Origin of the sequence: Sphaerisporangium sp. NPDC049002 (genome assembly GCF_040649355.1) — a bacterium.
In the GTDB taxonomy this organism is placed as follows: domain Bacteria; phylum Actinomycetota; class Actinomycetes; order Streptosporangiales; family Streptosporangiaceae; genus Sphaerisporangium.
The window spans coordinates 38,036-51,168 of sequence record NZ_JBEZFH010000008.1 but is presented as its reverse complement, the minus strand read 5'-3'; the positions used below and the strand labels follow the sequence as shown (position 1 = coordinate 51,168).

Sequence of the window (13,133 nt, the reverse complement as noted above, 5' to 3'; positions counted from 1 at the left end):
GCGCGGGGGACCGTCAAGGCTTCTGCGAGGCGCGGGGGACCGTCAGGGCCTCTGCGACGGGACGGAGGACCGTCAGGGCTTCTGCGACGGTGCGGAGGGCCCACCGGTCAGGTTGGTCGCGACGGGATATGCGCGGCGCGCTGGGAGGTGTCCGGATGGCGGTCGGGAAGGTCATCGAGGAACTGGGTGTCGAGGTGGGCCTGGAACTGCCTCCCGTCCAGGTGACGGGTGAAGATCCCGTTTTTCCGACCCCTTTCAGGGTCGGAACGGCCGCTGCGGCATGCGTGGGTGCGGTAGCCGCCGCCGTCGCCCTATTCGAGCGGAACCGGTCCTCCGAGGTGTCGTCCGCCTTCCCGGGTGCTTCGGGTGCTTCGGGTGCTTCGGGTGCTTCGGGTGCTTCGGGTGGTCCGGGTGGTCGTGGTCCGGGAGATTCGGGTGGGCCGGGTGTGCGGTTGGGGGAGGGTGATCCTGGTGCGGCGTCGAGCGTGAGCACTGGGTCGGCGGCCGGCGAGAACGGTGGCGTTGGCGGTGGTGAGGCTGAGGTCGCTGTGGATCTTCGCGACGCCGCTGTCGCTGTGGATGTTCGCGAGGCCGCTGTGGCGTTTCGGGACGAGCGATACTTCCGCGTCGACGGAGAGCTGTCCGTCGGGTGGGCGCCGCTGTCGGGTGACTACCGTACGGCGGATGGCTGGGTCCGGCTGCACTGCAACTTCGATCATCACCGGGACGCCGTGCTTCACGTCTTCGATCTTCCTTCCGGAGCTGACAGGGCCGATGTCGCCGAGGCTTGTGCCCGTCGTACGGCGCAGGGCGTGGAGCAGGCCGTGACGGAGGCGGGAGGGTGCGCGGCCGCGATGCGGAGCCGTGCGGAATGGCAGGAGCACCCCCAGGGCCGAGCCGTCGCGGAGCTTTCCCTCATCGGTCTCCACCGTCTGGGTCATGCCGCGCGAGCGGTCGAGCCAGGTCATGTCGGTGGTGCCGCGTCTGAGATGGGTCGTCACCGTCGGGGTCAAGCCACGTCTGAGGTCGGCTCTGGTCGTCCGGGAGGTGCTGCGGTCGATGTGGGTCACGACGGGTTCCGGGGCGTCGGGGCCGAGGTGGGGCTGGGACGTCTGGGACGTGCTGGGGTCGGTGGAGGGGGGCCTGCCGGGGGTGGTCCCCGGGGGGAAGGGCGGTGGCTGGCGGGGATTCGGGTGCTGGATCTTACTCGGGTGATCGCGGGGCCGGTGGCGACCCGGACGCTGGCGGCCTACGGGGCCGAGGTGCTGCGCGTCGGAGCGGCTCATCTGCCCGAGGTGCCGGGGCTGGTGATCAGCACGGCGTTCGGGAAGCGGTCCTGCGAGCTTGACCTGCGTACCGAGGAAGGAGCCGCGGCGTTCAGGGAGCTGGTCGCGGGCGCGGACGTCGTCGTCCAGTCGTACCGGCCGGGAGCGCTGGAGGCGCTGGGGTTCGGTCAGGAGGAGCTGGCCGTCATCAGACCCGGGATCGTCTGCGTCGACGTCTCCGCGTACGGCTCGCGCGGTCCCTGGGCGGGCCGGCGCGGGTTCGACAGCCTCGTGCAGATGGCGTGCGGTATCGCCCACGAGGGTGGAGCGGGCAGAAAGCCCGTACCGCTTCCCGCCCAGGTTCTCGACCATGCCACCGGGTGGCTCGCCGCGCTGGGCGTGATCGCCGGGCTGTCGCGGCGGGAGGCCGAGGGGGGTTCCTGGCACGTCGAGGTAGCCCTGGCCCGTACCGCACTCTGGCTGGACGGGTTCGGCCGCGTGGATGACCCCGGCCACGGACTGGAGGGAGGCGATCCGTTCAAGGGGAAAGCGGGCGATCCGGTTGAGCCGGAGGTGGACGACCTGCTGGGGGAGATGGAGAGTCCGTTCGGCAGGCTGACCTACGTCAAGGCCCCTGGGAGGGTCGATGGCGTCAGGCCGTACTGGTCGTCACCGCCGCCCCGCAGGGGAGCGCACCCGCCCGCTTGGGGCTAGGGCTTCGGCTTCGCTTCGGCAACATCCGCCTGCTTGGGCCAAGGCTGCGGCTGTGCGCCAGGAAGGGGGCCGGAAGCTTGTCCGGTGGGCTGGGCGCGGCCGGGTTCCGGGTACACTTTTTGGTGGCCCGTCAGACGGGCCGACTTCGCACGCCCACAGGCGAATCGTCCTCTCGGTCCGGGTCCTGATCCGGATGGGGCGACTCAGGGCGTCAGGGCGGGAACCGCAGGTTCCCGCATACAACCGAGGCACGCGCCTTCACGGCGCTCTACCCAGGAGGACCATACTCATGGCCCCCGTCGTCACCATGCGGCAGATGCTTGAAAGCGGTGTTCACTTCGGGCACCAGACCCGTCGCTGGAACCCGAAGATGAAGCGCTTCATCCTCACCGAGCGCAACGGCATCTACATCATCGACCTGCAGAAGTCGCTGGCCTTCATCGACCGCGCCTACGACTTCATCAAGGAGACCGTCGCCCACGGCGGCACCATCCTGTTCATCGGCACCAAGAAGCAGGCCCAGGAGGCCATCGCCGAGCAGGCCGCGCGGGTCGGCATGCCGTACGTCAACCAGCGCTGGCTGGGTGGCATGCTCACCAACTTCTCCACCGTGCACAAGAGGCTTCAGCGCCTGAAGGAGCTCGAGGAGCTCGACTTCGACAACGTGGCAGGCTCCGGGCTCACCAAGAAGGAGCTCCTGATGCGCCGCCGCGAGAAGGACAAGCTGGAGCGCACCCTCGGCGGTATCCGCGACATGGCCCGCGTTCCCAGCGCGGTCTGGATCGTCGACACCAAGAAGGAGCACATCGGGATCAGCGAGGCCCGCAAGCTCAACATCCCGGTCGTCGCGATCCTCGACACCAACTGCGACCCCGACGAGGTCGACTACCCGATCCCGGGCAACGACGACGCGATCCGCGCCGTCAGCCTGCTCACCCGGGTGGTCGCCGACGCGGTCGCCGACGGCCTGATGTCCCGCGCCGGTGCGAACCGCGGCGACGACAAGCCGTCCGGTGCCGCCGTCGCCGAGCCGCTGGCCGAGTGGGAGCGCGAGCTGCTCGCCCGTGACGAGGATGCCGCTCCCGCCGAGGCTCCCGTCGCCGAGGCCGTTGTCGCCGACGAGGCTCCCGCCGCGGAGGAGGCCCCCGCGGAGGAGGCCGCCCCCGAGGCCGAGGCCGGCGAGGGCACCGAGCAGCAGGCCTGAGACTCGCGCCAGACCGTACGGGCACCACTCGTACGGCAAGCAAGGCTCTTCCGGGTGGGTGTGCCGAACAGGGCGCACCCACCCGATCCACGACGACTCGACGAGGAAAAGACAATGGCTTCCGTGAACATGGCCGACGTCAAGCGGCTTCGTGAGGCGACCGCCGCCGGCATGATGGACTGCAAGAAGGCGCTTGAGCAGTCCGAGGGTGACTTCGACAAGGCCGTCGACATCCTGCGCGTCAAGGGTGCCAAGGACGTCGGCAAGCGCGAGGCGCGCACCGCCTCCAACGGCCTCATCGCCGTCAAGCACGAGGGCGAGGCGCTCGGCGCCCTGCTTGAGCTCAACTGCGAGACCGACTTCGTCGCGAAGGGCGAGCGCTTCCAGGAGCTGGCCGCCCGCGTGGTCGACCACGTCCTGGCGGCCCGTCCGTCCGACGTGCCGAGCCTGCTCGAGTCCGACCTCGACGGCAAGACCGTCAAGGAGCACCTCGACGAGGCCAACGCCGCGCTCGGCGAGAAGATCGAGGTCCGTCGCTTCGTCGTGCTGGAGGGTGGCTACGTCGCCTCCTACATGCACAAGACCGACCCCCAGCTTCCCCCGACCGTGGGCGTCCTGGTCCAGCTCGACACCCCGAACCCCGAGGTCGCGAAGGACATCGCCCAGCACACCGCCGCGATGGCCCCGAAGTACCTCAGCCCCAACGCCGTCCCGGCCGACGTGGTCGAGAAGGAGCGCACGGTCTTCGAGCAGATGACCCGCGAGGAGGGCAAGCCGGAGGCCGCGATCGCCAAGATCGTCGATGGCCGCGTCAACGGCTGGTACAAGGACTTCACGCTTCTTGAGCAGTCCTTCGTCAAGGACCCCAAGAAGACGATCGCCAAGGTCGCGTCCGAGGCGGGCGTCAAGGTCCTGGGCTTCGCCCGCTACAAGGTCGGTCAGGCATAGGCTTAGCCCCAAAGAGGGACCTGACCAGCTTCGTGAACATCGCCGAGGAGGCCGCCGTCGTGCAGGAGAACCAACAACCCGCTACGTCGGCGGCTTCGTCGTACAACTGGCCGCTACGGTGGAAGCGCGTCATGTTGAAGCTGTCCGGCGAGGCGTTCGCGGGCGCCGAGCCGCTGGGCATCGACCCTGTGGTGGTCGCCAAGCTCGCCGACTCGGTCGCCGAGGCCGTTCGTGAGGGAGTGCAGGTCGCGGTCGTCGTCGGGGGCGGCAACATGTTCCGCGGCGCCGCGCTCTCCGAGCGGGGAATGGACCGCGCCCGGGCCGACTACATGGGCATGCTCGGCACCGTCATCAACTGCCTCGCCCTCCAGGATTTCCTGGAGAAGCGCGGCATCGAGACCCGCGTCCAGACGTCCATCACGATGCAGCAGGTCGCCGAGCCGTTCCTGCCCCGGCGCGCGATCCGCCACCTGGAGAAGGGTCGCGTGGTCATCTTCGGCGCCGGGCTCGGCTCGCCGTTCTTCTCCACCGACACCTGTGCCGCCCAGCGCGCTCTGGAGATCGGCGCGGAGGCGCTGCTGAAGGGCACCCAGGTCGACGGGGTCTATGACTCAGACCCCCGCAAGAACCCCGATGCCGTACGCTTCGACCAACTTGACTACAGCGAGGTCCTCACGCGGGGCCTTGGGGTCATGGACGCCACGGCGATCAGTCTGTGCATGGACAACGGCCTGCCCATCGTCGTCTTCGACCTGATGGGCGAGGGGAACATTCTGCGGGCGGTCCGCGGTGAAAAGATCGGCACGCTGGTGAGTCCGGCAGGGAAATAGGGAGCCGCTGTGATCGAGGAAACCCTCTTCGAAGCCGAGGAGAAGATGGACAAGGCGGTCGGAGTCGCCAAGGAGGACTTCGCGGCGATCCGCACCGGCAGGGTCAGTCCCTCCATGTTCAACAAGATCAATGTCGACTACTACGGGTCGCCGACCCCGGTGCAGCAGCTCGCCTCGTTCCATGTTCCCGAGGCACGCATGGTCATCCTCCAGCCCTACGACAAGGGCTCGATGACCGCCATCGAGAAGGCGATCCGTGACAGCGACCTCGGGGTGAACCCCGGCAACGACGGCGCGGTGATCCGCGTGGTGTTCCCCGAGCTTTCCGAGGAACGCCGCAAGGAGTACATCAAGGTCGCGAGGAACAAGGCCGAGAGCAGCAAGGTCTCGGTGCGCAACATCCGCCGCCACGCCAAGGAGACCCTTGACAAGATGATCAAGGATGGCGAAGCCGGTGAGGATGAGGTCCGCAGGGCCGAGAAGGAGCTCGACGACCTCACCCAGAAGCACGTCGCCAAGATCGACGAGCTGCTGAAGCACAAGGAAACCGAGCTGCTCGAAGTCTGAGCGCGGTAGCAGTCGCAGGTCAGGTCGAGGCGCTTCCACTCCGGTGTTAGCCGCGAGGGGGAGCGCCTTCGCCGCGTTCCGGCCCACCACGCTCCCTCCCCGCCGCCCGGCGGTACTGGCAGAGTGGGCCGCCGAGCGTGGTTGACGGGTACGAGAGTGGGATCACTGTGGAAGGTACGGAGGCGGACGGAACCGGGCCGGCCCGAGGCCATCGGTCTGACGAGCGCCCGCCCGAGGATCCCGGGGCGCGTCACGCAGACGCCGGCGGGAGCTTCGGGAGCGCCGCCGACCCCGAAGGCCCCACGGGGTCCGCGGAACCTCCGGACCCGCCGGATGATCTTCCGGGGGGCGCCGCCAAGCCGGGCCGCATCCGTACGGGGCGCAACCTTCCCGCGGCCATCGGCGTCGGCGTCGCCCTCGGGGCCGCCGTCATCGGATCGCTCTACACCGTCAAGGCGCTCTTCCTGCTCGTGCTCGTGGCGGCTGTCGGCATCGGCATCGTCGAGATGGTCCGTGCGTTCGCCGTCCGTGACATGCGCGTGCCGGTGCGGCTGGTGCTGGTGGGCTTCGCCGCCATGGTCGCCGGCGCGTACTGGGGCGGCCCGATCTGGCTGCTCGGCGCCTTCACGCTCACCGTGCTCACCGTGCTCACCTGGAGGATGTTCCAGGGCCAGGAGGGGTACGTCCGTGACGCCGCCGCCAGCGTCCTGACATCGGTGTATCCCGCGTTGCTCGCCGGATTCGTCCCGCTGATGCTGTCCAAGCCCGACGGGTCCGACCGGGTGGTCATCTTCATCGCCGTCACCGTGTGCAGCGACATCGGCGGCTACTTCGCGGGAATCCTGTTCGGCAGGCACCAGATGTCGGCCATCAGTCCCAAGAAGACCTGGGAGGGGTTCGCCGGGTCGGTGCTGGCCTGCGTCGTCTGTGGCGCGCTGCTGGTCCGGTTCCTGCTGGAAGGCCAGTTCTGGCAGGGTGCCGTGGTCGGTGCGGTGGTGGCCGTGTGCGCCACCCTCGGCGACCTGGTCGAGTCGGTCATCAAGCGTGATCTCGGCATCAAGGACATGGGCAACCTGCTCCCGGGCCATGGCGGCCTGATGGACCGCCTCGACTCCCTGCTGGCCGCCCTTGTGCCGGTCTGGCTGCTCCTGGCGGTCTTCGTGCCGATGTGAGCCTTCTCGGACGCTCCAGAGCGTCAGGGGATGCGTCCGGAGAGGGACAGAGCCTGGTGGCCCTGGTCGGCGGCGACCTGGAGCTCCTGATCGGTGACGGGTACCAGCCAGAGCCATCGGACCTCGTCGCCGCCCAAGGCGAAGCCCGACAGGTCGGGTAAACCCGGCACCGTGTCGAGCATCAGAACCCCCTGGTAGCCCGGACCCAGCGGGAAGGACGCGGGTTCCCGGTACCAGCGGGCGGTGTGGCCGTGGCCCAGCCAGGTGACCGAGTGCCAGGGGTAGCGCGCCAGCCAGAGGAAGAGCCGCGCCGCCTCCGTGACCTCTCCGCGCGTGGCGATCGCGAGCTCGATGCGGGCGTAGGTGTCGGGCCGTTCGATGTACTGCTCCACCGTGGGCATGCGCTGGCAGCTCATCCCGACCGTCGAGAGCATCGTGTACCCGTTCTGGGGGCGCTCGGTGATGCCCACGGTCGGCAGCCGGTCGCCGCCGATGTCCCAGTACCTCGCGGCCGGGCCGACCCTGGCGTCCAGGTGGCTCATCACGAACTGCTGGAACGAGGGCCAGGAGCCGTCGCCGTGCCGCCACTCCCAGTACGAGCGCGCCCTGGCGATCCTCGGCGCGAGCCCTTCGAGCGCCTCGTCGAGGGACCAGGCGAACGGGGAGTCCCCGACGGCGTCCTTGGCGTAGCCGGGCATCCCGCGTTCGAGATCCGACCAGCCGGGAATGACGGCCAGGAGCTCGCCGTTGCGGTACAGGGCGGCACCGTCGCCCTCCTCGAACCACAGCACCTCCAGCTCGCCGGCCGTGAACGGCGGCGTGCCCCCGGGGACGCGGGTGTTCGCCACGGGCATCACGGGGGCCTGGCCGGCATCGATCCGGCCGAGATCGACGGAAGAGGGCGCCTGCACATGGTTGGCGAGCCACACGGCCCCATGGATCCCGCCTTCGGCGTCGCGCAGGTAAGCTACCGAGGACACCCCGTCGTATTCGACGGTCACCGCGCGACTGCCGTAGGGGCTGGTGTCGGTGAGAATGACATCGGTGGTGCCCAACGCTCATCCGCCTTTCCGGTGGACGTCTCCCCGATCGGCCGAGGATCGCAATAGATCACACCGAATGGCTGTCCCGTGCAGCTTCTGGCAAACCGTTAAGAGAAGGACATGTCCGCCGAGCTAACTTTTGTCGCCCCCCGACGGGCAAAGCCGTCTCGTCACCTGGCCGACCTGTCGATGGCGGAGCGCCGTGCGGCCGTCGCGGAGCTGGGCGAGAAGCCCTTCCGCGCCGATCAGCTGTCCCGGCACTACTTCGAGCGGCTGACCACCGAGCCCGAGCACATGACCGATCTTCCGGCAGCGTCGCGTGACCAGCTGGTGACGCAGCTGATGCCCAGCCTGCTGACCTCCGTCCGCGAGATCGCCTGCGACGACGGCATGACCCGCAAGACCCTGTGGCGGCTCTTCGACGGCGCGCTGGTCGAGTCGGTGCTGATGCGCTACCCCGACCGCGTGACCATGTGCGTGTCCTCCCAGGCCGGATGCGGCATGAACTGCCCGTTCTGCGCCACCGGGCAGGCGGGGCTGACCCGCAACATGTCGACGGCCGAGATCGTCGAGCAGGTCGTCGCGGGCGCTCGCGCGCTGGCCCGTGACGAGGTCCCCGGCGGCCCCGGACGGGTGAGCAACATCGTCTTCATGGGCATGGGCGAGCCTCTGGCCAACTACAAGGCCGTGATCGGCGCCGTCCGCCGCATCGTCGACCCCGCCCCCGAGGGGCTCGGCATCTCCGCCAGGGGCGTCACGGTCTCCACGGTCGGCCTGGTCCCGGCGATCGAGAAGCTGTCCGACGAGGGGCTGCCGGTGACGCTGGCCGTCTCCCTGCACGCGCCTGACGACGAGCTGCGCGACACGCTGGTCCCCGTCAACACCCGCTGGAAGGTCGGCGAGGTGCTGGACGCCGCCTGGAGCTACTCGGCGAAGACCAAGCGGCGCGTCTCGATCGAGTACGCCCTGATCAAGGACATCAACGACCAGGAATGGCGGGCCGACCTACTGGGCCGGCTGATCAAGGGCAAGCTGGTGCACGTCAACCTGATCCCGCTCAACCCGACCCCCGGCTCCAAGTGGACGGCCTCACGACCCGAGGACGAGCGTGCCTTCGTCCGTCGCCTGGAGTCCCACGGCGTGGCCGTCACCGTGCGCGACACCCGGGGCCGCGAGATCGACGGCGCCTGCGGCCAGCTCGCCGCCGCCACCCCCGAGGCATAGCCACCGGAGATGTACGGGCCTCAGATCTAGCCTCAGATGTAACGGAACGCGTTGGCGATCAAGGCGAGTAGGGCCAGCGTCCCTGCCCCGATCATGACCATGCGCCATAACGCGGCCCACGCCGCGGACTTCGCGCCGGGGATCTTCGCCGACGCTTCCGCGGCGTTCTTCACCGCCTTGCCCCACCCCGCCCACGTGTCCACCGTCCGCTGGAAGCGCCGCCCGACGACGAATAGAACCGTCGCGATGATCACAATGACCAGAACCCGGCCTTCTGAACTGCCCATGGGCCTACTCCTGCCGACGGAAACAGGTTTTCGGCTCCCGAACTTATTCCAAGCTCCCACCGGCCCGGCGGGAAGCCGCTTCCTGTGATCCCGGATTATGCGCGGGACGAATTCCAGATTGGTGATATGCCCGCATTAGCCGAAATGTCGGCTGGACGCCAGGGCTCGCCGCAACTCGTCCGCGTCGTGGAGATGCCGGCGGGAAGTGGGGAGGGCGGCCTGGAGCGGCGTGGCCGGTCGGTGGTGTGGAGGGGGGCCTGGTGCGGGCGGATGGAATGGTAGGACTGATGCCGACCGTGAGACAGATGGGCAGGAGCGCATGCCGGCTGTGCAGGACCAGGAGAAGGCGGCCGGAAAGGCCGTGGACATCTACACCGACGGCGCGTGCAGCGGCAATCCCGGGCCGGGTGGATGGGGAGCCGTGCTGCGTTATGGCCGCTCGGAGAAGGAGATCTTCGGCGGCGAGCCCCAGACGACCAACAACCGTATGGAGCTGATGGCCGCCATCATGGCGCTGGAAAGCCTGACGCGGCCGGTCGCCGTACGCCTGCACACCGACAGCCAGTACGTCCGCAACGGCATCACCAAATGGGTACACGGCTGGAAGCGCAACGGCTGGAAGACCGCGGCCAAGCAGCCGGTCAAGAACTCAGACCTCTGGCAGCGGCTGGACACGGCCACCGTGGGTCACGACGTGGAGTGGATCTGGGTCAAGGGCCACGCCGGGCACCCCGAGAACGAACGCGCCGACGCCCTCGCCCGCCGCGGCGCGAACAGCGCGCGAGGCGAGTGACCCGTACGGGGAGCGACAGGACCGGCTATGGCCGCGTGCGGCGGAGGCTGATGTAGGTGATGAGGGCGATGGAGCACCAGAAGACGGTCACGGTCGCGAGGCCGGGGAGTGACCGGCTCAGGAAGGCGTCCTGGCCCGCCGCCCGCATCCAGCTGATGATGGGCACCGTGAGCCAGGTGATGGGCGCGAGGCTGAGCAGCAGGATCGCGACGTAGCCGCCGAGCATGGTCAGGGCCGAGGTCGCCGGGTCGGGCAGGATCGGGCGGCTGGAGAGCGCGCCGAGGACGGTGCCGGTGAGCACGGAGAGCACGTGCAGGGCGAGGCCGCCGATCAGCACCGCCGTGCCGGGCACCGCGCGGAAGCCGATGGCCAGTGGCAGCACGAGGGCGAGGAAGGCCAGGCCGCAACTGACGGCCACCGAGGCGACGAGGCCGCTCGCCACCTCGCGGCCGGGCCGCCCCACCGCCGTGATCGAGATCAGACGCTGCACGTCCGGTTCGGTGTCGAGCAGCCCCCTGGTCGCCCACGCGAAGACGGGGACGAGCAGCGCGGCCGAGTCGGCGTAGGAGGGAAGCTCCTGGCCGACGGCCACGCGGGACGAGTACAGGATGATCATGACGGCCAGCAGCCCCACGAACGGCTGGACGATGCGGTGGGACCTCAGGTAGGCCGAGATCTTGAACCGTGTGAGCGACATCGCCGGCCTCATCGCGCCTCTCCTCGGATCCTGGCCTCGTAGCCCTCGGCCTGGAGCTTCCGGGCCACCGCCTCGGCTTCGCCGGCGTCCACCAGGACCTCGATGATCGCTCGGGCCGGGGCCCCGCCGGGGGTCGCGGCCTGGACTGTGCCGTTCTCGACCTTCAGGTGGGTGACGCCCGGGTGCCCGGCGAGGCCGTTCTGGTGGTCGCTGACCACGACGATGCCTCCGGCCGCCACGACCTCGTCGATGACGCGGGGAAGCTCGGCGCGGGTCTGCTCGTCCAGGCCGGAGAACGGCTCGTCGAGGATCAGCAGGCCGGGTGGGACGAGCAGGGCCTGCGCCAGCCCTACCTTGTGGGCGCTGCCCTTGGACAGATCGCCGAGCGGCACGTCGAGGAGCGCGGCCATTCCCAGCCGCTCGACCCACGGCTCCATCGAGGTCGCCGCGGCCCCTCGGACGGCCGCCATGTGGGACAGGTACGCGGTGACCGTGAACGGCTGGTCCACCGGGAAGATCTCGGGCGCGTACCCCACGACGGCGGGACGGCCGGAGACCGAACCGCGGCTCGGGCGCGCGGTGCCGGCCAGCAGCCTCAGCAACGTGGACTTGCCCGCGCCGTTGCGCCCCGTCACCTCGGCGACCGTGCCCGGGGGCAGGTCGAGGTCCACTTCGTGCAGGACCCAGGGGGCGCGGCGGGCGTAGCGGTAGGAGAGGTTCGCGAGCCGCATAGTTTCGGAAGCTTACCCGTGAACGGGTAACTGTCTGGATTTCCCCATGTCATCCCCCCAGAATGGTAAAGAAGAGAAATAAATGCGGGGTTGTGAACCGGGAGGATTAGGCGTGAACCGCTTTCCACGAGTGCTGGGGGTGCGGACCGGATATGACCCCGACCAGGTCGACGCGCTGATCGTGCGCATCGAGGCGACGCTGGGGCGAGGGCTGCTGGAGGGTGCCCCGGTCACGGCCGACGACATCCGCATGGCGCGCTTCGACACGAAGCTGGGCGGCTACAACGAGGTGGCGGTCGACTACGCGCTGGACGCCTTCGTGGTCGCGGTCGAGACCCGTGGCGCTCCCGCCCCCGAGTCTCCCCAGGCCGCACCGGTGATGGAGCGATCCGGCGAGATCCTCGGAAGTCCGGTGGCCGGGGGGTTCGGCGACCTTCCCGTGCGGCCGGCGCCGGGGGACCTCCCGGGGGAGTGGGTGGCGGGCAGGCGCCCGGACGCCTGGACCGAGCGGGTCGAAGTCGGACGCCACCAGGTGCCCGGCGGACGCCACGACTCCACGGAAGATCCGGTGGAGGAGGACGACGAGGCGCCCACCCTGCCGGGGCTGGGGGAGACGCCGGGCGGGCCGAAGTCGCCGGAGGCCCCGAACGGGCAGCGGCCCGTCGCCGAGGCCCTGATGGAGGCCTGGCTGGAGACGCAGGCGGTGCGGGTCGAACGCGTCCTGTTCCGCCCCGGGCGGCTCGGGGCCGGGTACAACGAGGACGAGGTCGACGTGTTCCTCGACCGGATCGTCGCGACCCTGCGTGGGACGACCGACCACCCGCTCACCGCCGAACAGGTCAGGGTGGCGACGTTCTCGACCGTGATGTTCAAGACCGGCTACGCCGTGGCCCAGGTGGACGCCTTCCTCGCGGAGATCGCCGACGTCCTCGACCGCAAGGGCGCCCTGGCCGCGGGCCAGGAGCAGGGCCAGGGGCAGGGTCAGCGAGTGCCCCAGGAGTAGGTCTGCTTGCGCAGTTTGAGGTACACGAAGGTCTCGGTCGCCCGGACGGTGGGGATGGCACGGATCTTGCCGAGGATCTCCAGCAGGTGGTTGTCGCCCTCGCAGACGACCTCCACCATGATGTCGAGAGACCCCGCCGTGAGGACGACGTAGTCGATCTCGTCGATGGAGGAGAGCCTGTCGGCGACGGTCTCCAGGTCGCCCTCGCATTTGATGCCGATCATCGCCTGCCGGGGGAAGCCCAGGGTGAGCGGGTCGGTTACGGCGACGATCTGCATCACCCCGGCGTCGAGCAGGCGCTGGACGCGCTGGCGCACCGCCGCCTCCGACAGTCCCACGGCTTTACCTATGGCGGCGTACGGCTTGCGCCCGTCCGCCTGCAGTTCCTCGATGATCTGCTTGGAGATCTCGTCCAGAACCACCGGACCCGGCCTGGCGTCGTGGTTGTTGTCCCGTCGGGCCTTCGGCGGCGTCGTCATCTCCGTGCGTCCTCCCTAACACCCTGCCGGCCCCGGCGAAGGAACCCCGTCCGGGCCGGCGGACCAGGCACTCCGTCGCCTACCGCAAACTGATTACGGGGCCGTTCCCGCCGTGTTGCCGTCCTGGTGCGACATGTTGTCAGTTCACCGTCCCCTGTCAAGCGATTTCGTAGCAA

Annotated in this window: 15 protein-coding genes and 1 pseudogene; 11 read left to right on the top strand and 5 right to left on the bottom strand. The window is 69.3% G+C overall.

Going from position 1 to position 13,133, the window contains the following annotated elements; all coding sequences use genetic code 11:
* Positions 1-128: 128 nt before the first annotated feature.
* From AB0B89_RS03485 to AB0B89_RS03450, 8 genes and pseudogenes are all read left to right on the top strand, one after another.
* Positions 129-872: pseudogene (locus AB0B89_RS03485) on the top strand (hypothetical protein); the annotation flags it as partial.
* A 67-nt stretch (positions 873-939) separates the two neighbouring features.
* Entirely contained in the window at positions 940-1,215 is a 276-nt protein-coding gene (locus AB0B89_RS03480) for a hypothetical protein (protein WP_358547559.1), read from the top strand.
* A complete protein-coding gene (locus AB0B89_RS03475) occupies positions 1,194-1,979 on the top strand; it encodes a CoA transferase (RefSeq protein ID WP_358547552.1) in 786 nt (261 codons plus the stop codon). Before AB0B89_RS03480 ends, AB0B89_RS03475 begins: the two co-directional genes overlap by 22 nt.
* Before the next feature lie 289 nt (positions 1,980-2,268).
* Positions 2,269-3,183 (top strand): 30S ribosomal protein S2, encoded by a 915-nt coding sequence (gene rpsB, locus AB0B89_RS03470; protein WP_358547476.1) that lies wholly within the window; start codon positions 2,269-2,271, stop codon positions 3,181-3,183.
* 114 nt (positions 3,184-3,297) lie between these two features.
* On the top strand, positions 3,298-4,131 hold the full coding sequence (tsf, locus tag AB0B89_RS03465) for a translation elongation factor Ts (protein WP_358547473.1): 834 nt from the start codon (positions 3,298-3,300) through the stop codon (positions 4,129-4,131).
* A gap of 131 nt (positions 4,132-4,262) precedes the next feature.
* Entirely contained in the window at positions 4,263-4,961 is a 699-nt protein-coding gene (gene pyrH / locus AB0B89_RS03460) for a UMP kinase (protein ID WP_358547549.1), read from the top strand.
* Positions 4,962-4,970: 9 nt separating this feature from the next.
* Positions 4,971-5,528, top strand: a complete 558-nt coding sequence (gene frr, locus AB0B89_RS03455) for a ribosome recycling factor (RefSeq protein ID WP_358547471.1) — start codon at positions 4,971-4,973, stop codon at positions 5,526-5,528.
* 167 nt (positions 5,529-5,695) lie between these two features.
* The gene (locus AB0B89_RS03450) at positions 5,696-6,700 is read left to right on the top strand and encodes a phosphatidate cytidylyltransferase (RefSeq protein WP_358547469.1); all 1,005 of its coding nucleotides are present in this window, start codon (positions 5,696-5,698) and stop codon (positions 6,698-6,700) included.
* Between the two features lie 23 nt (positions 6,701-6,723).
* Here the strand turns inward: AB0B89_RS03450 and AB0B89_RS03445 are convergent, their stop codons facing one another.
* Entirely contained in the window at positions 6,724-7,755 is a 1,032-nt protein-coding gene (locus tag AB0B89_RS03445) for a suppressor of fused domain protein (RefSeq protein WP_358547467.1), read from the bottom strand.
* A 108-nt stretch (positions 7,756-7,863) separates the two neighbouring features.
* Between AB0B89_RS03445 and rlmN the strand changes: the two genes are divergently transcribed.
* On the top strand, positions 7,864-8,967 hold the full coding sequence (rlmN, locus tag AB0B89_RS03440) for a 23S rRNA (adenine(2503)-C(2))-methyltransferase RlmN (RefSeq protein ID WP_358547464.1): 1,104 nt from the start codon (positions 7,864-7,866) through the stop codon (positions 8,965-8,967).
* 32 nt (positions 8,968-8,999) lie between these two features.
* Here rlmN and AB0B89_RS03435 read toward each other — a convergent pair whose 3' ends face one another.
* Positions 9,000-9,254 carry a hypothetical protein gene (locus AB0B89_RS03435; protein ID WP_358547461.1) on the bottom strand — a complete coding sequence of 85 codons (255 nt, stop codon included), beginning with the start codon at positions 9,252-9,254 and terminating at the stop codon, positions 9,000-9,002.
* A gap of 319 nt (positions 9,255-9,573) precedes the next feature.
* Here AB0B89_RS03435 and rnhA point away from each other — a divergent pair, with 319 nt between their 5' ends.
* Positions 9,574-10,047 carry a ribonuclease HI gene (rnhA, locus tag AB0B89_RS03430; RefSeq protein ID WP_358547458.1) on the top strand — a complete coding sequence of 158 codons (474 nt, stop codon included), beginning with the start codon at positions 9,574-9,576 and terminating at the stop codon, positions 10,045-10,047.
* A 25-nt stretch (positions 10,048-10,072) separates the two neighbouring features.
* Here rnhA and AB0B89_RS03425 read toward each other — a convergent pair whose 3' ends face one another.
* Together AB0B89_RS03425 and AB0B89_RS03420 are read right to left on the bottom strand one after the other, a co-directional pair.
* On the bottom strand, positions 10,073-10,744 hold the full coding sequence (locus AB0B89_RS03425; RefSeq protein ID WP_358547455.1) for a hypothetical protein: 672 nt from the start codon (positions 10,742-10,744) through the stop codon (positions 10,073-10,075).
* Between the two features lie 8 nt (positions 10,745-10,752).
* Positions 10,753-11,475: an ATP-binding cassette domain-containing protein gene (locus AB0B89_RS03420; RefSeq protein WP_358547452.1), complete on the bottom strand. Its 723-nt coding sequence runs from the start codon at positions 11,473-11,475 to the stop codon at positions 10,753-10,755.
* 112 nt (positions 11,476-11,587) lie between these two features.
* Here AB0B89_RS03420 and AB0B89_RS03415 point away from each other — a divergent pair, with 112 nt between their 5' ends.
* On the top strand, positions 11,588-12,478 hold the full coding sequence (locus AB0B89_RS03415) for a DivIVA domain-containing protein (RefSeq protein ID WP_358547450.1): 891 nt from the start codon (positions 11,588-11,590) through the stop codon (positions 12,476-12,478).
* Here the strand turns inward: AB0B89_RS03415 and AB0B89_RS03410 are convergent.
* The gene (locus AB0B89_RS03410; protein WP_358547447.1) at positions 12,457-12,957 is read right to left on the bottom strand and encodes an Lrp/AsnC family transcriptional regulator; all 501 of its coding nucleotides are present in this window, start codon (positions 12,955-12,957) and stop codon (positions 12,457-12,459) included. The two genes, AB0B89_RS03415 and AB0B89_RS03410, sit on opposite strands and share 22 nt — an antisense overlap.
* Positions 12,958-13,133 lie beyond the last annotated feature (176 nt).

Bases quoted from the DNA above. Each gene is read 5' to 3' on its own strand.
- AB0B89_RS03480 (WP_358547559.1), top strand. From the start codon at position 940: ATGCCGCGCGAGCGGTCGAGCCAGGTCATGTCGGTGGTGCCGCGTCTG.
- rpsB (WP_358547476.1), top strand. From the start codon at position 2,269: ATGGCCCCCGTCGTCACCATGCGGCAGATGCTTGAAAGCGGTGTTCAC.
- tsf (WP_358547473.1), top strand. From the start codon at position 3,298: ATGGCTTCCGTGAACATGGCCGACGTCAAGCGGCTTCGTGAGGCGACC.
- pyrH (WP_358547549.1), top strand. From the start codon at position 4,263: ATGTTGAAGCTGTCCGGCGAGGCGTTCGCGGGCGCCGAGCCGCTGGGC.
- rlmN (WP_358547464.1), top strand. From the start codon at position 7,864: ATGTCCGCCGAGCTAACTTTTGTCGCCCCCCGACGGGCAAAGCCGTCT.
- AB0B89_RS03435 (WP_358547461.1), bottom strand. From the start codon at position 9,254: ATGGGCAGTTCAGAAGGCCGGGTTCTGGTCATTGTGATCATCGCGACG.
- rnhA (WP_358547458.1), top strand. From the start codon at position 9,574: ATGCCGGCTGTGCAGGACCAGGAGAAGGCGGCCGGAAAGGCCGTGGAC.
- AB0B89_RS03425 (WP_358547455.1), bottom strand. From the start codon at position 10,744: ATGTCGCTCACACGGTTCAAGATCTCGGCCTACCTGAGGTCCCACCGC.
- AB0B89_RS03420 (WP_358547452.1), bottom strand. From the start codon at position 11,475: ATGCGGCTCGCGAACCTCTCCTACCGCTACGCCCGCCGCGCCCCCTGG.
- AB0B89_RS03410 (WP_358547447.1), bottom strand. From the start codon at position 12,957: ATGACGACGCCGCCGAAGGCCCGACGGGACAACAACCACGACGCCAGG.